The organism is Sulfurovum sp. XGS-02, assembly GCF_023213175.1.
Lineage (GTDB): Bacteria > Campylobacterota > Campylobacteria > Campylobacterales > Sulfurovaceae > Sulfurovum.
The window spans coordinates 2141826-2164266 of record NZ_CP093312.1 but is presented as its reverse complement, the minus strand read 5'-3'; the positions used below and the strand labels follow the sequence as shown (position 1 = coordinate 2164266).

At 42.0% G+C, this 22441-nt stretch carries 24 protein-coding genes; 13 read left to right on the top strand and 11 right to left on the bottom strand.

The features are described from left to right. The first annotated feature begins 893 nt into the window (after positions 1 to 893). The 4 genes from MN086_RS10835 (at position 894) to MN086_RS10820 (ending at position 3867) form a co-directional block, all read left to right on the top strand. The gene (locus tag MN086_RS10835; protein WP_248576000.1) at positions 894 to 1154 is read left to right on the top strand and encodes a hypothetical protein; all 261 of its coding nucleotides are present in this window, start codon (positions 894 to 896) and stop codon (positions 1152 to 1154) included. A 228-nt stretch (positions 1155 to 1382) separates the two neighbouring features. Then, positions 1383 to 2402, top strand: coding sequence for a ribonucleotide-diphosphate reductase subunit beta (locus MN086_RS10830; protein WP_248575999.1), 1020 nt, complete (start codon positions 1383 to 1385; stop codon positions 2400 to 2402). A gap of 8 nt (positions 2403 to 2410) precedes the next feature. Next, the gene (locus MN086_RS10825; RefSeq protein WP_248575998.1) at positions 2411 to 3142 is read left to right on the top strand and encodes a carbon-nitrogen hydrolase family protein; all 732 of its coding nucleotides are present in this window, start codon (positions 2411 to 2413) and stop codon (positions 3140 to 3142) included. Between the two features lie 89 nt (positions 3143 to 3231). Beyond that, positions 3232 to 3867 (top strand): protein-L-isoaspartate(D-aspartate) O-methyltransferase, encoded by a 636-nt coding sequence (locus MN086_RS10820; RefSeq protein ID WP_248575997.1) that lies wholly within the window; start codon positions 3232 to 3234, stop codon positions 3865 to 3867. A 244-nt stretch (positions 3868 to 4111) separates the two neighbouring features. On the opposite strand, the gene MN086_RS10815 is transcribed toward MN086_RS10820, so the two are convergent. Next, positions 4112 to 4486 carry a helix-turn-helix transcriptional regulator gene (locus MN086_RS10815; RefSeq protein ID WP_248575996.1) on the bottom strand — a complete coding sequence of 125 codons (375 nt, stop codon included), beginning with the start codon at positions 4484 to 4486 and terminating at the stop codon, positions 4112 to 4114. Positions 4487 to 4571: 85 nt separating this feature from the next. On the opposite strand from MN086_RS10815, the gene MN086_RS10810 reads away from it, so the two are divergent. The 3 genes from MN086_RS10810 to MN086_RS10800 are packed head-to-tail and all read left to right on the top strand — an operon-like array spanning position 4572 to position 5843. Next, positions 4572 to 5009: a DUF302 domain-containing protein gene (locus tag MN086_RS10810; protein ID WP_248575995.1), complete on the top strand. Its 438-nt coding sequence runs from the start codon at positions 4572 to 4574 to the stop codon at positions 5007 to 5009. A 9-nt stretch (positions 5010 to 5018) separates the two neighbouring features. After that, the gene (locus MN086_RS10805) at positions 5019 to 5489 is read left to right on the top strand and encodes a rhodanese-like domain-containing protein (protein ID WP_248575994.1); all 471 of its coding nucleotides are present in this window, start codon (positions 5019 to 5021) and stop codon (positions 5487 to 5489) included. Next, a complete protein-coding gene (locus MN086_RS10800; RefSeq protein WP_248575993.1) occupies positions 5490 to 5843 on the top strand; it encodes a DsrE/DsrF/TusD sulfur relay family protein in 354 nt (117 codons plus the stop codon). A 308-nt stretch (positions 5844 to 6151) separates the two neighbouring features. Here the strand turns inward: MN086_RS10800 and MN086_RS10795 are convergent, their stop codons facing one another. From MN086_RS10795 to MN086_RS10775, 5 genes are read right to left on the bottom strand one after another with little or no spacing between them, the layout of a single operon-like run. After that, on the bottom strand, positions 6152 to 6847 hold the full coding sequence (locus tag MN086_RS10795) for an isoprenylcysteine carboxylmethyltransferase family protein (RefSeq protein ID WP_248575992.1): 696 nt from the start codon (positions 6845 to 6847) through the stop codon (positions 6152 to 6154). Continuing rightward, positions 6840 to 7646 (bottom strand): MBL fold metallo-hydrolase, encoded by an 807-nt coding sequence (locus MN086_RS10790; protein WP_248575991.1) that lies wholly within the window; start codon positions 7644 to 7646, stop codon positions 6840 to 6842. Before MN086_RS10790 ends, MN086_RS10795 begins: the two co-directional genes overlap by 8 nt. After that, positions 7621 to 7926 carry a 2TM domain-containing protein gene (locus MN086_RS10785; RefSeq protein ID WP_248575990.1) on the bottom strand — a complete coding sequence of 102 codons (306 nt, stop codon included), beginning with the start codon at positions 7924 to 7926 and terminating at the stop codon, positions 7621 to 7623. The genes MN086_RS10790 and MN086_RS10785 overlap by 26 nt, the downstream gene beginning before the upstream one ends. Positions 7927 to 7951: 25 nt before the next feature. Continuing rightward, positions 7952 to 8509 (bottom strand): DUF2953 domain-containing protein, encoded by a 558-nt coding sequence (locus MN086_RS10780; protein ID WP_248575989.1) that lies wholly within the window; start codon positions 8507 to 8509, stop codon positions 7952 to 7954. Between the two features lie 24 nt (positions 8510 to 8533). Then, positions 8534 to 8893: a GerW family sporulation protein gene (locus tag MN086_RS10775; protein ID WP_248575988.1), complete on the bottom strand. Its 360-nt coding sequence runs from the start codon at positions 8891 to 8893 to the stop codon at positions 8534 to 8536. Between the two features lie 235 nt (positions 8894 to 9128). Between MN086_RS10775 and MN086_RS10770 the strand changes: the two genes are divergently transcribed. Both MN086_RS10770 and MN086_RS10765 read left to right on the top strand, forming a co-directional pair. Next, positions 9129 to 9782, top strand: a complete 654-nt coding sequence (locus MN086_RS10770) for a DUF3972 domain-containing protein (protein WP_248575987.1) — start codon at positions 9129 to 9131, stop codon at positions 9780 to 9782. Beyond that, positions 9782 to 10876, top strand: a complete 1095-nt coding sequence (locus MN086_RS10765) for a calcium:proton antiporter (protein WP_248575986.1) — start codon at positions 9782 to 9784, stop codon at positions 10874 to 10876. Before MN086_RS10770 ends, MN086_RS10765 begins: the two co-directional genes overlap by 1 nt. A gap of 1 nt (position 10877) precedes the next feature. Here MN086_RS10765 and MN086_RS10760 read toward each other — a convergent pair whose 3' ends face one another. From MN086_RS10760 to MN086_RS10740, 5 genes are read right to left on the bottom strand one after another with little or no spacing between them, the layout of a single operon-like run. Further along, the gene (locus MN086_RS10760; RefSeq protein ID WP_248575985.1) at positions 10878 to 11705 is read right to left on the bottom strand and encodes a DUF58 domain-containing protein; all 828 of its coding nucleotides are present in this window, start codon (positions 11703 to 11705) and stop codon (positions 10878 to 10880) included. Continuing rightward, entirely contained in the window at positions 11705 to 12652 is a 948-nt protein-coding gene (locus MN086_RS10755) for a MoxR family ATPase (protein ID WP_248575984.1), read from the bottom strand. Before MN086_RS10755 ends, MN086_RS10760 begins: the two co-directional genes overlap by 1 nt. Then, a complete protein-coding gene (locus MN086_RS10750; RefSeq protein ID WP_248575983.1) occupies positions 12649 to 13797 on the bottom strand; it encodes a hypothetical protein in 1149 nt (382 codons plus the stop codon). The genes MN086_RS10755 and MN086_RS10750 overlap by 4 nt, the downstream gene beginning before the upstream one ends. After that, positions 13778 to 15310: a VWA domain-containing protein gene (locus tag MN086_RS10745; RefSeq protein ID WP_248575982.1), complete on the bottom strand. Its 1533-nt coding sequence runs from the start codon at positions 15308 to 15310 to the stop codon at positions 13778 to 13780. Before MN086_RS10745 ends, MN086_RS10750 begins: the two co-directional genes overlap by 20 nt. Then, the gene (locus tag MN086_RS10740) at positions 15307 to 16215 is read right to left on the bottom strand and encodes a VWA domain-containing protein (protein WP_248575981.1); all 909 of its coding nucleotides are present in this window, start codon (positions 16213 to 16215) and stop codon (positions 15307 to 15309) included. Before MN086_RS10740 ends, MN086_RS10745 begins: the two co-directional genes overlap by 4 nt. Positions 16216 to 16258: 43 nt before the next feature. On the opposite strand from MN086_RS10740, the gene MN086_RS10735 reads away from it, so the two are divergent. The 4 genes from MN086_RS10735 (at position 16259) to MN086_RS10720 (ending at position 22377) form a co-directional block, all read left to right on the top strand. Continuing rightward, positions 16259 to 18757, top strand: a complete 2499-nt coding sequence (locus MN086_RS10735) for a hypothetical protein (RefSeq protein ID WP_248575980.1) — start codon at positions 16259 to 16261, stop codon at positions 18755 to 18757. A gap of 132 nt (positions 18758 to 18889) precedes the next feature. Beyond that, the gene (gene feoB / locus MN086_RS10730) at positions 18890 to 21013 is read left to right on the top strand and encodes a ferrous iron transport protein B (protein ID WP_248575979.1); all 2124 of its coding nucleotides are present in this window, start codon (positions 18890 to 18892) and stop codon (positions 21011 to 21013) included. 1 nt (position 21014) lies between these two features. Continuing rightward, positions 21015 to 21245, top strand: a complete 231-nt coding sequence (locus tag MN086_RS10725) for a FeoA family protein (RefSeq protein ID WP_248575978.1) — start codon at positions 21015 to 21017, stop codon at positions 21243 to 21245. A gap of 34 nt (positions 21246 to 21279) precedes the next feature. Continuing rightward, entirely contained in the window at positions 21280 to 22377 is a 1098-nt protein-coding gene (locus MN086_RS10720; RefSeq protein WP_248575977.1) for an OprD family outer membrane porin, read from the top strand. Positions 22378 to 22441: the final 64 nt, after the last annotated feature.

Here is a 22441-nt window from a genome sequence, read left to right as displayed (position 1 = left end):
AATCCCAAAAAAGTCTCGTCCCGATATATATAAAATGAAAATGGCTATTGCAAGAAATCGCTCTTTCTTTATCAATAGATTTTTTTGTGTAAAAACTATTATAAATTAGTACAGTGGGTGTTAAAAAGCTTTAAAAGGTGAATAAAGCTATCTAAATTGCGAAATAAGACGTTTTAAACCTCTTTTTAAGCTCTGGTATTAAAAAAATAAAAAAGATGCTTATTATAGGCACTGAAAAGTGGCCAAATTGACGATTAAAGCATGACTTTTCCAGTCACGTATAAATTTCACAAACATTACACACAAGACGATTATAATAGCAGCATGAAAACCACTGAGGTTACTCCTCCCTCCCTTTTATAAGCCTCGATGGTTTTCTAGATAGCTTTTGTGTATATACGGGCATTCTCATCTCATGTGAATACCCTCCTTTAAGAGAGTTATCTTGTTTCAAAAGTTGGGTCTGGCAAGGTAAAGGGTAGAAGAATCATACGCTTTGAGAATGAATGCCAGATAGATTTCACACTTGTTTCATACAATGGAGTTATACTTACCACAAGAAAGTCATGAAGGACTCTTTATCCCTTTTTGACACTTCAGGCTTTCTAGGTAGCTTTTCACTTTGTATGCATCTTGACTCTCCGTTGATGGGTGCAACTCCTTTTTTCAAAAATACTTCCCATGAAAAGTTACCTTTTTATTACGCCTTTACATCTTCCTCTAAACAGGATCATCCATGATAAAAATGTCAGCATTATTTTTTAGATAAATTAAGATTTTTTTTAGCGTAAAATCTCAGATTTTGACATATAATTCCAATATGGATAGAAACATAAAAACTTCCAGAGAAACTGTCTAATCAGCAGTGATTTAAAAAAATAGGAGAGGGTAGGATGACCTTCCAAGAGATTGAGTTTGCTTTGAAAGTAAACGGGGTTGGGAAAGAGGACATGCAAACGCTTATGAATTATTGCAGAACGAAAGGCACAGATTATCCGGTACTTGACGAAATGCTTGTTGAGATGGGGTATGATAAGGTCTTTACGGATGAATTTTTCGGATGGGCAGATGCAGATGACGAATACTATGATGATGACGACTATGATCATGAGTATTTGGAACGAACCCCACATAAACATAAATGGGAAGAGTAGATCCTCCTATCTAAACGTTTGTGTGTCTTAGGGCATTGTTCAGATCTTTAGCACCTCTTCGTCATCGAGAATGACGATAGATGTTGAAGGTCTAAAGGGTACAAGCTCAAGCGCTCATTTGAGTTTGTTTTTTTATCAATCATTCATCGAATTATTCTTACTAAATCATCAGCCAAAATGTGTATAATGTTTTAAAATAATCGATGAAAAAATTATCAAGGTGGAGAGATGGAAAGAAAAAGAATATACAATCCTGATTCAGAAGAGAAAACAGGAGAACGTAAGATATTTGGTGGTGATCCTACAGGGATATTTGAACTCAATGACATCAAATACCAATGGGCCTATAATCTATGGGAGATGATGCTAAATAACACATGGTTCCCAAAAGAAGTGGATATGACCCGTGATGTCAATGACTATAAAAACCTTACGGATGCAGAGAAGTCGGCGTACGATAAAGTACTTGCGCAACTTATTTTTATGGACTCTCTTCAGACCAATAACATCATGGATAACATTAACCCTTACATGACTTCTCCCGAGATCAACCTTATCTTGGTAAGACAGGCATTTGAAGAGGCATTACACTCCCAAAGCTATGCCGTAATGGTAGACAGTATATCGACAAATTCAAAAGAGATCTATGAGCTCTGGAGAAGAGATATGATGCTCAAGTCCAAAAATGATGCCATAGCAAAGGTCTATGAAGATCTCACAAACAACCCTACAGATTCCAATATCGTAAAAGCGATGTTCGCCAATCAGATTCTTGAGGGTATCTATTTTTACAGTGGGTTTGCCTATCTCTATACATTGGCACGTTCCGATAAAATGCTTGGAACCGCACAGATGATACGTTTTATCCAAAGAGATGAGGTGACACACCTTCTTCTGTTCCAAAATATGATCAACTCTACCAGAAAAGAGAGACCGGATCTTTTTACCAAAGAGCTGATCGATGAAGTGTATGAAATGTTCAGGTCTGCAGTAAAACTTGAGTGTGAATGGGGAGCTTATATCACTCAGGGTCAGATACTGGGGCTTACAGATGATATCATCGAGCAGTATATTCAGTATCTTGCGGATAAAAGACTGCATGCAGTGGGACTCGAGAAGATCTATAATGTGGAACATCCTATCAAATGGGTAGACAACTTTTCACAGTTTAATGATCAAAAGACGAACTTCTTTGAAGGGAATGTAACGAACTACTCCAAAGGAAGTTTGGACCTGGATGACTTTTAGGTCTTTGCATGTTGATCCTGCCTAAAACCATGGAAGTTGTCACGCTGCAGCTTCCTTCTCACAAACGGTATCAGGAAAACCTCGATACACTGCTTTACCACCTGAAAGAACACCAAGACAAACATATTGTTGTGGCACCCGAAGTCTTTTTGACCGCGTTCGATTATGAACATATGGCCACGGCTGCAAAATTTTCTGCCAATGCACTGAAAACACTCAAAAAAGAGGTGGATGAGCAGATAGTGGTCTTCACGTTGATTCTTGAAGAGGGTGAGCATTTTGTGAATCAGGCAGTGGTGATCCATAAGCATAAGGTAGTGCATCGGCAGGAGAAGGTAAAACTCTTTAAATTGGGGGATGAGGACCTCTATTTTCTTGAAGGAAAAAAGAAGAGGATCAAACCTTTTGAGATCGAAGGGGTGAAGTATGCCATACTGATCTGTTTTGAGCTGCGGTTTAAGGAGTTATGGCAGCAGGTAGAGGGTGCAGATGTGGTGTTTGTCCCTTCAAGATGGGGGAAACAGCGCAAAACACATCTCGAAGTACTCTCCCGTGCTCTGGCGGTGATGAATCAATGTTATGTGGTCGTCTCCAACGCCTGTGATGAAGATATGGCAAGTTCATCATCCATCATCTCACCTACCGGGGAAGTGACGATGAATGATAGCTTGGAAGCGGTCGAAGGAAGTATTGACTTCAGAGAGATCAAAAAGATGCGTCGTTACATAGTGATGGACTAGAAAACCTACCTTCATGATAAGCGGAAAAGCCTTTTTAACTAGATTTTAGGTAGAATTTCTGCATTATTTGGGATGAGGGACTTGAATTGATGATAAAAGAGAGACAGAGACAAAATCTTGTTGCAGAGATCGAGAAGCACTTTGCACTGGATGAGCATGTCAGAGAGGCATTTTTGGCTGTTGACAGAGAGACCTTTGTCCCTTCTCAATTTAAACATCTTGCGTATCAGCTCGATGCACTCCCTTTGGCGGCAAGCCAGTGGATATCCTCCCCTCTAACGGTCGCTAAAATGACACAACACTTAGAGCTTGAAGGTGTTGACTCCGTACTTGAGATCGGCTGCGGAAGCGGGTATCAAGCAGCGATACTCAGCAAGATCTGTCGCCGTGTCTTTACCATAGAGCGTATCGATGAGCTTCTCAAAGAGGCAAAAAGCCGTTTTTCTGCACTTGAAATGCACAATATCATTACACGTTTTGATGACGGTCAAAGAGGGTGGAAGCAGTATGCTCCTTTTGAGCGTATACTCTTTTCAGCCACAGCCAAAGAGATACCTGCGGTACTGTTTGAACAATTGGCTGAAGGCGGGATACTGGTAGCACCTGTAGAAGAGGCTGAGAATTATCATATCATCACACGGTACTACAAGAAAAATGGCCGTATCACTTCCGAAACGATCGAACAGTGTCTCTTTGTTCCCGTACTCGACGGAACTCAAAAGTAAATTCAGTTTACAATACTATATAAACCTTTTAACAAATATCTTTAAACGTAAAAAAATCATATTCCTTATAAAACGTGCTATATAGTACATTTTATAAGGTTTTCTATTGGAACGTAGAGATTTACGGTCTGCAAACGTCGTTATAGTGAATAACCTTATAAAATATGTTAGATTATAAGGTTATCCAGATAAGAGAGTAGTGGAAACTGCAGAAGCAGAGATAAAAAGACCTTATTTTTAGATATTAGCTCAATACAACATCATCAAAAAACAACTCACGATTTTTTTCAAAGTTATCTACGAGGGTAGAAAAACACCCTCCTAGTTCTCTAACTGTTTCAATGTTTGGCTCTATATAAATCTTGTTACCCTTTTTTTCCATAGTGACTATGTTTGCTTCACGTAACTCTTTTAAATGTTTTGAAATCGTCGGTAAAGAAAACTCAAAATGTTCAGCTATGGTACTTACACAAGTTGCATGAGCACTTACATTAACATTGGGATCTTTTTTATCTAGTGAACATGTGTACCCTCCTGTAAATACATTTTTGAAAATTAAAAACCGTGTTTCATTTCCCAATGCTTTAAAGATTTTAATTTTTTGATTCATATCCAACATAATCATCCTTGACATATAATTTTAATTATTATAGCATACTCTTAAGTATTTAGTTAAATGCCTAATTAATTAATAAGGAAATAAAATGTTAAAATTTCTTATGAAGTATTTCATAGATAAAAAAAGTCTCTTTCAGCTCATGACTTATACGGTAAAAAGTGAAAAGCATATTGAGGATATTGTTGATAAAGTAGATGTATTATGTACTGAGCTTAATTTAGCACTTTTACACCATTATGTCTATCATGAAGTTGTTAAAGAGAAAGGCTTTCCTATAGAGAGAAAAGTATATATCTATGAGGTATGTCAAGCTAAAGTAGCTGCACTTGTATTAACTGATGAGCCAGACTTTGCACCTTTTATGCCATGTAGAATTGCGATATATGAGAAAGATAATCATATTGTCATATCAACACAAAATATGCAAATGATGTTAGATACATTAAAGGCTAACAAAGAACTCCATATACAAACAAACACGCTCTTTGAGACATTAAAATCGCTCATGAATACACTAAAATAAGGAAGAAAAATGAAAAAAATACTCTTAATATTACCGATAATATTACCATTAGTCATGATGGCTCAGCCCATGGGTAAAATGGATTTAATAAACCAAGCCAAAAAAGAAGTGGGAGAAATGACTCCTAAAAAATTAAAAAACCTGCTTGATGAAGCCGGAGATGTTATTGTTCTTGATGTAAGAGAAAGCGAACAGAGATCAGAAGGAAGTATTCCGTCTGATGACATGAATGCAGAAGACTTTTTTGCTATCACACGAGGTAATTTAGAATGGGAAGTAGAGCAATTGATCAAAGACAAAGATGCAGTTATTGTGACGTATTGCCGTAGAGGTGGTCGTGGCGCTTTGGCTTCTAAGGTTTTAAGAGAGATGGGATATAAAAATGCAACTACCCTAAAAGGTGGATTAAAAGGTTGGGCAAATGCAGGGTATCCTATAAAGACAGGTTTAGGCACTACGGTCTTAAAAAATGAAAAATAGATGGTTACAATTATACTAAACCATCAGCCGTATGATGGCTCTGATGTAACATGGAATGCACTAAGACTAGCCAAAGAGTTACACAATAACCAAGAACAAGTACACATTTTTTTAATGAATGATGCGGTTGATTTGGCACGAGATAAGATGACTAAGCCTGAAAACTATGACCATGACTTGGTAACGATGTTAAAGGAACTATATAGGGATGGTGTACATTTACAGGTATGCGGTTCATGTAATGCACGTTGTGGTATTTTGAAAAATGAACCTTATTTTGATGAAAAAGTATCTTCTACAATGAAAATTCTTGCTGATTGGGTGATACAAAGCAACAAAGTTCTAACTTTTTAACCCTGTGCAAGAGATATGTGCTCTTTTACTCTGCAATCAATTCGATGGTGTTAAGAAATGCTTCAGCTATATGATAAAGGAAACAGGATGAACAAGGGAATGATTAAATTAGGTGTGGCAACAGTAGCACTATTACTGGTAATAACAGAATCAATAGAAGGTAAAGATATTATTCCAAATATGGTTAATGGTGGAGAAAAATCGTAGTAAAATTTTAACACATCTTATTTTCATAACCTTATAAAATATATAATTTTATGAGGTTTTCATTTCAGTAAATAGTGTCAGTTTTACCAATTCTCCCTAGCTTACCAAATCCCTGGAATTAGTCGGTAAACTGTTTGTTTAGCATACTCAGAATAGCCTTCTAGTTCAGCGTGTAATGTACGATCTTCTAGGTAAGTCCGGACAATTAACAACACCGTCAAAAATAATGAAATAATCAATGAGAATCGAGATCCAAGTGCAACGGGAACAGCGAAGAGTAAAATGATCGTTACAGTATACATAGGATGACGAATAACTGCGTAGGGGCCGGTTGTGATCACTTCATGACCACGTTCTTTATCAATTTTTACTACCTGTGATAGATAGGTGTTCTCGTGCATGACCCAAAACAGTAGTGCCAAGGAAGGTATATGTACAAGCATTGCAATAACTCTTACCCATAGAGGCAAGGGGTCACTCCACGCATAACGCATCACATCAAAGCCAGGAAGCAGATAAAGACCAATACCCGCAATAAAAAAAAGTAGCATCAAGGCTTTGTCCCAAGCCTTTTGTTCCTTGTGAAGCGGCACAAGCTTTAATCGTTCTGCCAGTAACGCAGGGTCATGACGTAATAAATACATAGTCGTAACAAGGCCATAGACACTCCAAAGCCCAACCAATACCCAAGCTTCCCACCACTGCCATGTACCTGCTGGCCACAGCAGTCCAACGGCAAACAAAGTCATACGTACAAAAAAATTCAACCAGATTTTGAGAGGATTGTGCTTATGCATTGTTGTTTAAATCGACTGAATCACCCATGTAGAGAATTGCACACTCGATACCCATTTTTTCAACTTCCTTTTTAAACATCTCATCATCAGCCGGATTGTATTTTTTAATAAAAAAAGCAGGGCAGTTATAATGACAGGGAATCACTAGTTTGGGTTTTATGATACGTATTGCCTGTAAAGCTTCTTGTTCATCCATGGTATTGTGTACCATTTTCCCTCCGATAGGCAGCATCAATACATCAGGTGCATGAATCTTTTGCCACTCTTTTTCATGTAAAAGCGTATCTCCAAGATTCACGATCTTTTTTCCATCTAGCTCGATCTCAAAACCCATAGAACCCCAACCGATTCTTTCTTCCGGACCGGGGTGCAGGGTTTTGGAAAAAGGACCAAATTTCAATCTAAGTGGACCATGTGTGGTTTTGATCCCTGTGATGACCATCTCATCAAGCTCAATGGTTTCATCAACGCTAAGCGTATGAATAGTATGAATTTCTGTTGTAAATGCCAGACCTTTATCTCTTGGACCAAGCATTAAGTTTTTTCCATTTATATTTCTTACCATGGTTGCATTACAGATAATAGGCGCATTTGAGGCTTCTGCCACTCTATCAGCATGCCAATAATGGTCAGGATCGCCATGGGTGACGAAAATGTGTGTGATACTTTCCCATTCGGATCTAGGTATTAAGGGTGTGAATCTGAAAAAATAAAAGAACAATCCACCTGGATCTATAGCTATTTTTTTATTGCCGGATTCTATGATAAAAGCATTATAGAGAAAGTGTGTGATCTTCATTTTTTTCCGTCTCTAAGGCTTCTTTTTTCATCTCTTTTTCGATCATCTTTTCTGTGACAGCGGATTTTTTAGGAAATACAAATACTCCCAAAGCATGAAACAATACGCCAATGCCCCAGCCTATGAGCGGCCACTGGAACCAAAAGTATTCTGCAGAGGTATTTAGGTTGATAATGATAAGTAAAAAAGATACAGCTATGTAAACTGCTAGATGAGTGTAAAACCCAAACTTCGCTTCTACTCTTTTTTTAGCTCTTTGGTAAGCTTCCTGATTTTCCATAGTGCCTCCTTTATTCTATTTACGACTATTTAATCAGACTGTTTTTAATCATACGCAGTGTTGCCCCGGAAAAAATAAATGCTAAAATATAACCTATGATCCGGATCGGAAAAAGGCGGATATGTGCTTTACAATAGCCTTCAAAGACGGCTTCCTGAAAATCTGCACTTAGTGTTGCGTTTTCCCAAGGTAGAAGGATCGGTTGAAGTATGCCTAAAATCATCCCGGTATCTGCCGGATCACCCAGTCCAATGTGCCAATGCATGCTTAATTCTTTGATATGTAAAGTGTGTAAAAGATCCATGTTGAGTCTCATTAGTCTTTTGATAAATCTTTTGCTTTCTACCCATGACGGTAGATGAGGCTTTTTTTCTCTTTTTTTCTTCTTTGGCGATGTGCTTTTCTCTGTTTTCTGATCCTGCTTGGTCATATCGATAGTCAGAAGACCAAACAGTATACAGAGTTCTGCCCGGTACTCCATTGTTTCATCTTTTTTCAGATAGAAAAGTAGATCAACGGGGATAGCAAGAAGAGCCAAACAAAAGAGCAGAAACCCGATCAGAAGAATTATGATCTCCATCATTTTACCGATCCTTATTTTTTTATGCTATTTACTCTTTTCTTCTTTATCCTGCATTACTTTTCCAAGAGTTTCGCCCAAATGTTCAAATGCTGAAGCCATACCGCTTTTGATAGGCTCAACCCTGACATCACCCTCTTTGTTTATGATCACAAGGGCAACCGGCTTGATACCGCCACCACCACCGGTGCCGGCTCCAATGCCTTCATCATCACTTTTTTTGCACTTTCCGGTACCACCACCGGCACCGAAGCCAAATCCGATACTGATCAGCGGGATCAGTGTATTGCCTTCTATGACGATCGGCTCTCCTACGACGGTTTTGGTATCCAGTACTCTTTCCAACTCCTCCAACGAGGTTTTTAATACATCTTTCACATGTTCCATAATGGTATCCTTTACGTTCTATTATGTACTTTGTCTGATATGATTCAAGACTCCTTTGTTGTTTCATGGACCTTTATAAAGTATAGTGAATATCGCTTAACAAATAATAAACAAATAATCACTGAAATAGTTACTCCCTGGAAGAAGTTTGGCACCTGATATCTTTTGTTTTCTCCGTAAACCTTTCATAAAACTTATGCTATCATTTACAAAACTGTAAACAGGAGGGGAGAATATGGAAAAGTTGATGAAACCTGCTGAGTATGCACAGGAGTTGGGTATCTCACGGCAGGCGGTCTATGCGAAGATCAAACGGGGGATATTGACAGCGAAAAACGTAGATGGTAAACTTTACATTGTCGTTGACAATGAGAGTGGACAAGAGACAGCCCCTCGTGAAGAAGAGACAACAGTCATTACAAAAAAGCCTATCTCAACGCAAACCAACATTTCTGTACCTCTCACAGACGCCAAAGACTATAAAGCACTGCTGAAAGCTAAAGATGAAACGATCTCGGTGCTCAAAGGTACCGTCAAAGACCTCAAAAAGTCCAATAAACAGATCTCAACAACACTCAAAGGGGAGATAGACTTGCTCAAAGAGGCATTTTATGAAATGCGTACACTCTATGTCCATCAGTTAGAGCAGAAACAATCCCAAGAAGCGATAGAAGTGATCTCGGAAGAAGAGAGCATGGATGCTGAAGAGGAGCGTTGGATAGGACTCAAAAAATTCTTCAAACAGCACAAGATCACAAAAGAAAAAGAACAGGCCAAGATCATAAAACGTTTGAAAAAGGCCTATAGGGCAGGGGATGAGCGTATTATGGGCATGGAGGACAAACTCAAATTCAATGCCAACAAAAGCTATAAGGATATATTGAAATAATGCAACTTCTCAAAAATTTTTCAAAAGAGTATAGTCTCTTTGCAGCGATCATCGCTTATTTTGGTATCACTTTTTTTGAACATACACTGGTAGCATCTACAGTTGGGAATCTTATAGGTTTTTCTGTACTGTTTGTGGTCATTATCTATGCAGCGATGTCTGTGGCACACCATGCAGAGATGCTGGCAGAAAAGTTCGGGGAGCCTTACGGTACGCTGATCCTGACCATCTCTGCAGTGGTGGTGGAGATCGTTATCATCGCTATTATGATGGTCCATGAGCATAACCCTGTACTGGCGCGTGATACCATCTATGCGGCCGTTATGCTCGATATCAATGCCCTGCTGGGACTCGCAGCGATCATAGGGGGGATCAAGTATGGTGAACAGCCTTACAATGTGGATTCTTCAAACTCCTATCTCTCGATGCTGCTTGTTGCCATAGGTATCGCCATGGTGGTACCACACTTTATGGATGCAGCCCATATCGACAGTTATATGATGTTCAATGTGGTGATGTTCATTTTGCTCTATATTACCTTTACACGTATTCAGGTAGCATCGCACAGATACTTTTTCGAATATGAACATGAAGAGGAGGAGATATGTGATGAAGAGGGGCACTGTACCCCTAACCCGCATAAGATCAACGGATGGTACCATGGTGTGAATCTTGTCGTGGCCATCATCATGATCGGGGTGCTTTCGGAAATTTTGGCCATATTTATGGGAAATACGATGAAGACATTCGGACTGCCTCTCTCCATAGCTGCGGTGGGTGTAGCCCTTATCTCCGCTGCACCGGAGCTTATCACTGCGGTGCGTGCGGCGTTAGATAACCGTATGCAGACGGTTGTCAATATCGCTTTGGGGGCATCTTTGGCAACTATACTTTTAACGGTACCTGCGGTGATTGTTGTGACACGCTATATGGGAATGGATCTTAACCTTGCCATCACACCGGTACAAGGGGTAATGTTGGGATTGACACTGCTTGTGAGTATCGTGAACTTTAATGACGGGGAGACCAACATGCTTGAAGGTTTCCTGCATGTGATCTTGTTTGTGGTCTTTGTCTACTTACTGTTTGTTTAAACTATACAAAGAGCCCCACCAGTTTGCTTACGGCTTCGTCATCTGTGAATATCTTAACCGAACGAATGTCATAGTGGGCAAAATGCTCAGAGAGCTTCTCATCGTTCTCTTTGAGTCTTGCAAGATACTTCTCTATACTTCTTTGGCCAAAATAGGTATCCATCTTCTTGTCATCCTGCGGATGGGAGAGAGTGACCTCCCCGAGTTTTTTAGGGACCTCTTCTTCTCTATCTCTGATGATCACTGCAATGACTTCGTGTTTTTGAGAGAGCAAAGAGAGATCCATCTCTTCTAAAAAATCACTCAGGATAAATAGAAGCGAAGGTTTGTGCAGCCTTTTGAAAAGGTCTTGAATGGCAGCGCTATGGTCCAGTGCAGTATGGAGCACAGAGGCACCGTAGAGTGCTTGTGAGAACTGTTCTATATGATAGAGCTGTTTGGTCGGCGGGGTCGTATGGGTTTGCTCCTGAGTATAGTGTATCCCTGTAAAGAGGTCATTATTCTGCTGTGCCGCATAGCCCAGGATAGTGGCTACCTCTGTAAGCTTCTCCTGTTTGGCATTTCCCTGGCCAAAATAGAGGCTGGCATCCATGAAGGCAGCCACTACGACGGAGAGTTCACGGTTGGCATGCAACTCCTTGATATAGGGATATCCCAGCTTTGCCGAGATGGTCCAGTTTATCTTCCGGATGTCATCCCCCATCTGGTACTCTCTGAGTTCCGAGAAGTCATACCCCTCCCCATGGAGCTTAGAGAGGTTGTGTCCGCTAAGCAGCGTGTATACTTGGTGTCTGGCTTTGAGTTGCAGTGCTTTAAGGGCTGTATTCATTAGGGTATCGGTAGTGTCTCAATAATCGCAGTGATGATCTCATCGGTATGGATACCTTTGGCTCTGGCCTCATAAGAGAGGACAATACGGTGACGGAGTACATTGTGTATCACATATCCGATGTCTGCAGGAGATACAAAGTCATTTCCACGCAGAAAGGCCTTGGCTTTGGCTGCCTTGTAAAGGTCTATAGAGGCTCTTGGGCTTGCGCCGAACATAATGTTCTCAGCGATATCCTCTAGGCCAAATCTGAGAGGTTCCCTTGTTGCAGTGATGATCTGTACCATATAGCGTTCCATCTCTTCATCGATATGGATCTTGCCGATCTCTTCTTGCAGTGCAAAGAGGTCCTCTATACTCAGTACGGTCTGCACTTCACCAAAACTTTTACTTGCTGCTTTCCGCATGATCTCCAGCTCTTGGGCTTCAGAGTTGTGCTGCACGACGATCTTCATCATAAAGCGGTCCAGCTGCGCTTCAGGCAGTGCGTAGACCCCTTCTTGTTCTATGGGGTTCTGCGTGGCCATGACCAGAAACGGCCGTTCAAGTTTAAAGGTCTCTTCGGCAATGGTGACCTGTCTCTCCTGCATCACTTCAAGCAGGGCGGATTGTACTTTGGCAGGGGCACGGTTGATCTCGTCGGCTAAAAGAAGGTGTGTGAAAAGCGGACCCTTTTTGATACTGAAACTGTGGTCTTGCGGGTTATAGATCTGTGCACCGATGATGTCCGAAGGTAAAAGGTCCGGTGTGAACTGGATACGTTTAGACTCTAACCCTAAGGCACGTGAGAGTGCATTGATGGTTGTGGTCTTTGCAAGTCCCGGTACACCTTCTACCAGTATATGCCCGTCACAGAGCAATCCTATGAGCAGTCCTTCAACCATGGCCTCCTGCCCTATAACGGCTTTGCTTATCTCTTTTTTAAGTGTGTTTATCTGTTCATTCATATTCGTTTCTCCAGCGCGTCCTGTTTTACTTTATTAAAGTTGATTTTACCATTTCCGTATAAAGAATCTTCCAGTTTTTCTATACTGGAGGTAAAATCACTATGGTCTGCGGCGATAAGTACCTGCAGTAACGATTTTTCGTCTTTACAGTTACGTATCTTTTGGACCAAAGGATGGTTTTCTTTTTGTCTCTTTTTCATACTCCATCTCCAGCTAAGTGCGGTCATATAGCCGGCAAAAAATGTTATGGTGTAGCCCAAAAGTGTGCTTAACCAGGACCAGTCTTCACTGGCAATATCCGGTGCATCTACTGTGTCAACCAAATGACGGGACTCCACCTGCTCAATATCAAACTGCTGTGATGGGATATCAAGGGTATATTTTTTTTCGCTTTTGGGATCAAAGGCGTTGAGGCGTATAGGCGAGAGAGAAAAACTTTGACTATGCGAAAGCGCCATCGGGTAGGTCACCGTACTGTGTGTTCCCTCTTTGGTTGCTACAGACTTGACAATAGGTTTTTCTGTAAAGCGCGTAAAGTTCCCCTCTTTTGGAAGCAGTGTCCCTACCAGCGGAGGGTATCCCTTCCCTTTGATACTCACTTGGAAAGGCAGCGGTTCATAGGCCTTGGCTTGATGCTTTTTGATCTCATAGGACAATGTAAAGTCTCCTACAAGCAGAGTACCTTCAGGGAGCGGTTTGACCCGGAGTTGCACAGGGGGCAGATCGATCTGTGTGTCCTTGGTCACCAACTTCTTCACATTGTCTCTGTCTCCGGAGAAACTGTAAGCCAGACTTTCATCGGTTGTGACTTTTTTGATGAGGTCGAATGTAATGTCCAGCTCTCCGGATCTTAAGGGGTAGATGAGATAGACATAATGTATTTTGGCATCATGATAATTCTCGGTTTTCCGGATGTCAAGTCTTTGAAACGTGTAATCTTCACTCTTCTTAATGTCAAAGCTAAAGAGCATCACGACATCATGGTTGGTTTGGTTGAGGTCAAGGGTAAGAATGACGGGCTCTTTGACATAAGGTGTGGGTTGATCTACCTTAAACGTATAGGTAAAATCTTCTGCGTGCAGCGTGAGAAAGCTTAGAAGAAGAAAGAAAAGATGCAAAGATCTTTTACCAAGGTTGTGTTTCACGTATATATCCTTTATTGATAAGTTCATAGACTTTGGAGCCCAGCGGGTGCTGCTCCTGCTCTCCTGCATCTAACAGCTTGTTCTTTTCCTGTTCTTTTTGCGTTTGGCTCTCTCCGCCCCCGCCGCTTCCGGAACTGGGTTCATCTTCACTTTTTGACTCTTTGGTCTCTTCTTGTGACTCACTTTTGCTTGAAGAGGAGTCTTGTGATTTCGGGTGGGCGATACCAAGATCTGCACTTTTTTTGTCGCTGAGAAGTGCAACCAGCTTCAGGTTATGTTCAGCATCCGGATCTTCACCTAACTGTAAGGCTTTAGTATAGTAGATTTTGGCTTTATCGTACGATTCTAACATGGCATAGGCATTGGCAGTGTTGTAATAGAGTTGCTGCTTTATCTTTGGAGAGGTGGAGCGGATGGATTTGTAGGTTTGGATCGCTTTTTTAAAGGCGCGCTGTTTGTAGTAGGTATTTGCCAGCACGATTTGGCTCTGCAAGGAACGGACCTTTATCTGCTGTAGCTGTTTTTTTGTCTCATTGAGATCAGAGGCTTGGTAGCTTTTGTAGGCACGGTTCAGATGGTAGTTGTCCAGCATGGAAGCTTCGGCCTGTACTCCCAAAAGTGTAAAGAGCAGGAGCAGGTATTTGACAGCGCGCGTGTGGACTATAAAGAACAAGAGAAGAGCCAATGCCAAAGGGAGCTGATAGAGTTCCAGGTAATGGCGTTGCATCTTCTGAATCTGTTGTGCTTGATCCTTATTCTCCTGCAAGGCACCATTGATCTTGTACGCTGTTGCCTCGGGGGTACTTGAGGCGGTCAGGTATGTGCCTGAGACAGAGGAAGAGAGTGATTCCAAAAGAGGATTGACACGGGAGATAACAAGGTTGTCATCTTTGTCTTTTAGCAGGCTTCCGTCTTTGTTCTCAATGGTGGTTCCCTGTGTGGTTCCCAATGCCAAAACAGTCAAAGAGATATCCGAGGTTTGCAGGAGTGTTGTCAGTTTATCAAGATCCTCTTCTTCTCCACCGTCTGTGATCAGTATGAGGTTTTTATGCTCCATCTTCATGGAAGCGAGTCTCTTAAAAAGCTTTTCAAGAGAGGTACCCTTGGTAAGGATAAACTCCGGATTGAGATTTTCAAGGGCAATATTGATCAGTGTATGGTCCGTAGTAGGGGGAGAGAGCAGCAACGGGTTGGTTGTAAAGGCAATAAGCATGATGTTGTCACCCGGATTTGCCTGCAGAAGGGCAGCAATGGTCTCTTTTGCAAAGTCGTAACGTGTAGGGGTGATATCTTTGGCTTTCATGGAGTATGAGACATCCAATGCAATAATAATGTCTTTAGCCTCTATGCTTGCTTCCTGCAGCGCCTCTTCCTGGACGGGACGTGCAAGAGAGAGCACAATAAGCATAAGGATGATCAGATGCACAAGAGGTATCAGTTTACGTGAACGGTACCATAAAAGAAGAGCCAGAGGGATCAGCAACCACAAAAAGCTTGGATAGAGCAGTGTCATTTTTCATCCCCTTTGGTCAGGAGTACCCAGAGTAAAAGAAGGAGGAACACCAGTGCCAGAGGGTAGAGTATGAGCAGCTTCTGGTTAAGGTAGTTCTCACTCCGTATCGCACTGGGCTCCAGGTCATTGATCTCGTCGTAGACCTTGGAAAGGGCTTCTGCAGAAGAGGCAGCATAACTTTTAGCACCGCTCTGTTTGGCGATGGTCTCAAGTAGGGAAGCATCATAATCCGATTTTTTCCCTATCCCTATGGTATAGATCTTGATACCCAGCTCTTTGGCCCTCATCACTGCTTCTTTAGGCGAGCTTTGTCCTGCATTATGGTATCCGTCGGTAAGAAGGACGATCACTTTGTTGTTTGCCTCACCGTAAGAGAGGGTACGGATGGACTGCATGATGGCATCACCCAGGGCAGTACTCTCTCCTGCAAGCCCGACATTGGTCATCTCAAGCAGATATGAGAGTGATTCAAGGTCATAGGTGAGAGGAGAAGCAGTATAGGCAAAGGTACCAAAAACGACAACCCCCATGTTGTCATCAAAACGTTTTGCTATGAAGTCTTTGGAGAGTTCGGTGGTGATTTGATATTTGGTTTTCATTCGGTCTTTGAGATGAAATCCGCTCTGTGCCATAGAACCGCTCGCGTCAATAGATAGAATGAGATCCCTTCCTTTTTTGTGTTGAGCAGAGCTCGCATCATAGACAAATGGTTTTGCAAGGGCGAAGACCATCAGTGTGAAGAGGGCCATTTTCAGCCACGGCTCCCAGCTCAAAAGAGGACTCTGTCGTGTCACCCATGCCAATTTAGGGAAATAGTAGGGTTTACTATACTGTTTACACCAGAGGAAACAGGGTAAGAGTAACAGTAGGGCCAATAGATAGGGCGAACCGAATGTAAAATGCATGGGGTATTCTAGCACTTCTATGTTTATTTTAGTATAATAAGGCATGAATAAAATACTTAAAATAACACTTTCTATAGTACTGTTTCTTTTGCTTACAATCATAGGCCTCTCTTTTTTCATTTTTAGTCAAACGGGTAATGAGTTGCTAAAACCCTATGTCAAAGAGACGCTGGAAGAGAAGATAGGATTACCTGTTGAGGTCAATAGATTCAAACTCGACTCGGGGACATCAAGCTTGGAGATAGTGATCAACAAACAGGCTTTTGTCAATGTAGCTACAGAGCATAATCTATGGAGCCAGGCATTTGAAGGTACCTATCAGATCAAAACGGACAGGTTTACTTATGAGCAGATCAAGGTAAAGGATGTAGATATTCATGGAGACTTTAAAGGGGATCCTGAAGATATCTATGTAGAGGGGCAAGGAAAAGCCCTTGGCGCAGCGTTGGACTACCGTTTCAATCTCATCGATGAGAGCGCACAGAAGATCATGGCCAACATGAAAGGTGCACACTTTTCAGAAGTATTACAGCTGGTGGGGTATCCTGCTCTGGCAGAAGGTAAGATAGATGTTGAGATCAATATGCCTGAAATCGGTGAAGAGACTGCAAGCGGGTATGGCCATATCGTCCTGAACAAAGCCACGTTCGATCGTGCATTGGTGAAAGAACTCTATCACTATACCCTTCCTAAAAAAAGTTATGTAGAGGGAAGAGTGGATGCCACACTGGAAGGGAAAAGTGCCCAACTGGCGGGTGATATAAAAAGCAACCTTTTTGCCTTGCAGATCAAAGATGCAGTGATGGATATGGATTCTGATGAAGCCAAAGCAGCATACCGTTTGGATGTGAAAGATATGCGTATCCTGACAAAGAATAAGCTGGCAGGTCCTTTCAAAATAGAAGGGAATATAGAAAAGAAAGATGAAGTTACACGTGTGACCGGAACGAGCCGCTCTTTAGGAGGTGTGCTCGATTTTATGTTAGGAGAAACAGCCAAGGTCACTTTAGAGAAACTCTCTTTAGAGAAGCTTCTCGCTTTTCTTAAACAGCCCGACTATGCCAAAGGCGAACTCAGCGGGAACTTGGTGCTGGAGGAGTTGGAAGAGATCTCCGGGACCTATAGACTACAGGTTGATAAAGGGGTATTAAACCCTAAGACTGTAGAAAAGATGGCAGGATACAAGATCCCCGAAGAGAATACCTTTACCTTCGAATCTAAAGGAGAGATAGAGAATGCACTGCTTAGCGGAAATGCGTTGGTAGTCTCAACATTGACCGATATCACACTCCCTTCATTCGAATATGACCTGAAACAAAACACTCTGGTCTCAGAGTACGATATCCTCGTCCATGATATCAATGCATTGATCCCTAAGGCAAAAGAAGCGAAAGCTACACCTGTCAGTGCCAAAGGGACACTCAACCTTACGGATACACTGAGCATCTCCGGTGTGACGGAAGGATTGGGTAAAAAGGTCGCGTTTGAGTATGACAGCAAAACTGCCAAAGTAGATATCTCCGAGCTTTCTGTAGAGAAGGTACTCGCCTTGAGCGGATTGCCTGTGTATGTGAAGGGGACCATAGACAGCCATATAGATTTTACGAATCTTGACCCCCAAGAGGGAACGTTTTCTCTCAAGAGCAGCAAACTGGTAACACAGCCCGATGCGATGAAACAATTGACAGGTGAGGCATTCAATATGCATGCGGTCGTAGAGTCTTCAGGGAGATTCAAAGAGGGAAAAGGAACGATCCATACAGATGTGAAAAGTTCCGTGGGAGACATCACGCTTGACAATATGGTGTATGATGCACAGAAGCAAACGTTGAAAAGCAGTTATACCATTGACATTCCAGATCTAAAGGAAGTGCAACCGCTGATCGGTCAAAAGCTTTATGGACCGCTTCTCTTGAAAGGGGAGTTCTCTAAAGACAAAGTACTGCAGGTAACGGGGGCAACGACCTCTTTGGGAGGCAAGATCGATTATATCCTGAAAGGGGATGACCTGACCAGCACGATAAGCAGTGTACCTCTGGAAAATATTTTAGGGACACTCGGACACAAAAGGAACTTTTTGGGATCGGCTTCAGGGAAAGCAAAATACAATCTGAAACGAAAATCCGGTGTGGTGGACCTGGATATCGCCTCATTCCAGATCAAACCGAGTGATCTGACCAAAATGATAAGCTTGGCGATAGGAAAGGATCCTGCACGTGTGATCTTCTCCTCCACCAAGTTTCATGCCGATATAGACAAAAACATCATTGATTATACATTGCATGCGGTAGGAACAAGAAGCAGTATTGATATTACTCAGGGTAGACTCAATACGGCCACTAATACCAATACAGCCAGGTTCTCATTCGTCTATGAGGACCATAGAGTAAGAGGGAAGATCAAAGGGTCGGTCAATAGCCCAAAAATCACCATTGATACCTCTGCACTGATCAAAGATAAAATAGATGAGAAGGTGCAGGAGAAGCTTGATAAGGCACTGGGTGGTCAGGCCGCAGAGTTTTTAAAAAGTTTGCCATTTTAGTGAGGCACTCTATTAAATTGATAATTACTCTCAATTTAATACTTTTTTAAGAGAAGGTAGACTATACTTCATCAAAATTTAGATAAGTGATAATTGTTATCATTTATATAGGTTATACCATAAGGAAAATAGGTGGAAAAAATAACCATAGCATTGGCAGGACAGCCAAACGTAGGGAAAAGCTCACTCATTAACGCGATATCCAATGCCACACTCAAAGTAGGTAACTTTTCAGGTGTCACCGTAGATAAAACAGAAGTAGAATTTACACTGTGTGATGAGGTCAGCTGCAAGGACTATGAGATACATATCATTGACCTTCCTGGTGCCTACTCTTTAACGGAATACACGATAGAAGAGAAGGTCACCAAGAGCTTTTTACAAAGTGATGAATACGATATCATCGTGAATGTCGTGGACTCCACGAACCTTCAGAGAAATCTCCTCTTTACCACACAACTCCTTGAAACGGGCAAGAAAGTCATTGTTGCACTTAATATGGATGATGAGGCACAAAAAGAAGGCATTATGATAGATGAAAAACAGCTCTCTGCCATCCTTGGGGTACCATGTATCAAAACCTCTGCCTCACAAAAAGTAGGTATTGAAGCACTGAAAGCAGCCATCATTGAAGTGTATGAAAGAGAAGAGACAGGCTCAAAGGTTGTCTATAGTGACCCAATAGAAGAAGAGATAGAGACGATCGTCACCTTCCTAAAAGAGAAAAATTATAAAAGTTCACTTCCTTATCGCCATTTGGCTGTAAGGTTATTACAAGAAGATACAGATGTGTATAAGAAAATGCACGATGAACCTATCTGGATAGAGATGCTGCCTATCGTAAGAGAAGCCCTGAACCATCTTTACCTTCACAATAATACCAAAGACTTGGATGAGATCTTTGCGGATGAACATTTTGCTTTTGCCAAAGGGGCAAAGATGGAAGTGATGTCTGTGGAGGGAATGAAAGCCAAAAACCTGACACAAAAGATAGACAACCTTCTTATCAACAAGATCCTGGGTATACCGCTTTTTCTCTTCTTTATGTGGGCGCTGTTCCAGCTTACATTTGAACTGGGTTCTGTACCTATGGATTATATCGACGCTGCTTTCGGGTGGTTCGGAGATCAGGCCAAGTCGGTTCTGGGTGAGGGGGAACTGGGTTCACTGGTTGCCGACGGGATGATAGCAGGTGTGGGAGCGGTCATCATGTTCCTGCCCAATATTCTGATACTCTTCATAGGGATTGCCCTGCTGGAGACGACAGGCTATATGAGCCGTGTGGCCTTTTTGCTGGATGGTTTTTTCCATAAGTTCGGACTGCATGGAAAGAGTTTTATCCCTCTGGTCACAGGGTTTGGGTGTTCTGTACCCGCCTATATGGCGGCACGGACGCTTAAAAATGAAAAAGACAGATTGATCACGCTTTTCATCATAGGATTTATGTCCTGCGGTGCCAGACTGCCTATCTACGTGCTTTTTGCAGGCGCGTTTTTTGCCCAAGAAAAAGCGGGGAATATCCTGTTTATTATCTATATATCCGGGGCCATTTTTGGTCTGGTCGCTGCAAAGGTGCTTAAAATGTTTGTCTTTAAAGGCGAAGATGAACCGTTTGTGATGGAGATGCCAAAATACCGTATGCCGTCACTGAAGCTCATCTGGCACACCGTGTATGGCCAGGCGAAATCTTACCTGAAAAAAGCAGGAACTTACATTTTGGCTGCAGCCGTTTTGATCTGGTTTGCAGGGAACTACCCTAAAAACAGTGAGCTTGAAGCGCAGTATGAGACAAAGATATCGCAGGCACTCAATGAGAAAGAGAAAAACCATTTACACAATGAACTCTCGGCACGTCTGCTTGAAGAGAGTTACCTGGGGAAGATAGGACATGCTTCCGAACCGTTTTTTGCACCGCTCGGGTTTGACTGGCGTATGGCAGTGGCATTGGAATCAGGACTTGCGGCAAAAGAGGTAGTGGTCTCGACACTGGGCGTACTCTATGCGCTTGGAGATGAAGTGGATGAAGGGAATGAAGGATTGATAGCAAAGATCAAAGCGAACATCCCATTTGCCGCAGCTATAGCATTTGTGGTCTTTGTAATGGTCTACCTGCCTTGCTTGGCTGCATCCATGGTCTTTGCAAAAGAGGCCGGAGGGTGGAAATACCTGGTCTATCTTTTCTTTATGACCACAGTGACAGCTTGGATATTGAGTTTTGTAGCGTACCATGTGACGTTGATGATGACAGGAGTGTAAGATGGTATTGAGTGAATTGCATAAAGGTGACAAAGCAGAGATCATAAAGGTACATGCGGACAAGGCTCTAAAGGACAGGCTCACCTCATTTGGAGTGATGCGGGGTGAAACTCTTTTTGTCAAAGGGTGCTCCCTTGCCAAGCAGACGATGGAGATAGAAGTAGGCTCAACGCTTATCGCATTGCGTGCAGATGAAGCTGGCAAAATAGAAGTAGAGCAGATAGACCATTAAAGATTCAGCGAAAAAGAGAATAGTCGGTGTTCTGTTGATCACGGGTATGCCTCTCTGTGCAGAGAGTTTGGGTCAATCGTTATCCAAAGCGCATTATGATGCCATGGTGAGAGTAGGGTATCAAAGCCATAAAGCAGACAATGACACAGATACAGAGTATGCACTAGGAGTCAAACTGCACTTCGAAACAGCACCTTTCTATGGTCTGCAGGCAGGTGCAACACTCTTTACTTCCCAAGGTAATGGCGAAGAGGGGTTTGAAGGCATACCTTTTTTTGATGAGAAGAATGAAGATTATGCCATCTTGGGTGAAGCCTATTTGAAAGGCAGATTTTCAGGAACAACACTGGTTGCAGGACGACAGAGTTTTGATACGCCTTTTGCCGACAGTGATGATATAGGGATGGTCCCTAACACATTTGAGGCCCTGACACTTCTCAATACATCCCTCAAAGATACAACGATATTTCTTTCCCATCTACAAAAATGGGCCGGTGTCGACAGTGAATCACCCGGTACATTTAGTAATGTGCATGGGAATGAGGGTATGCAAATAGTGGGTATCACCTATGAAGGAATGAGTAAAACGGTCGTATCGGGATGGTTCTATTATTTGAAAGATGCAGTAAAGATAAGCTATCTGGAAGCCAATTACGAAGAGGAGACCGATCGCTTTACCTATGGTGGGGCACTCCAGTATGCTTTTCAAGATTATGACAACGCAGAGGACTCCGAAATTTATGGGGTAGCGGCATCTTTTGGTCTCAAGAAGGCAGGCCTTACAGCGACGATCGCCTACAATAAAGTCCATGGAAGTGCTGCGGACAACTTTTTTGGGGGCGGTCCGTTCTTCACCAATGCAGAACATAATACCCTTAGAGAAGAAGGGCCGGATGGAGAGACCATACTCTACACCATAGGATGGGATGCCTCTATCATAGGTGCAGAGGGATTAAACTTTACAGCAAATATAGATGCCCATACAGGAGAGCAAAACCATGCCAGGGAGTATGACATCGGGATGGGATATGCGTATAGCGATGCCGTCAACTTTTCAGCTGTCTACTCCGATGTCGAAAATGGAGATCTCTCTTTTCAAAACTTTAGGATGTTTGTCAATTATTCTTTTTAGATCACTCCTCTTTGGGATGAAAACTGTTTTGGTATAATTTTTTGATATACTCATAGCTGATCAA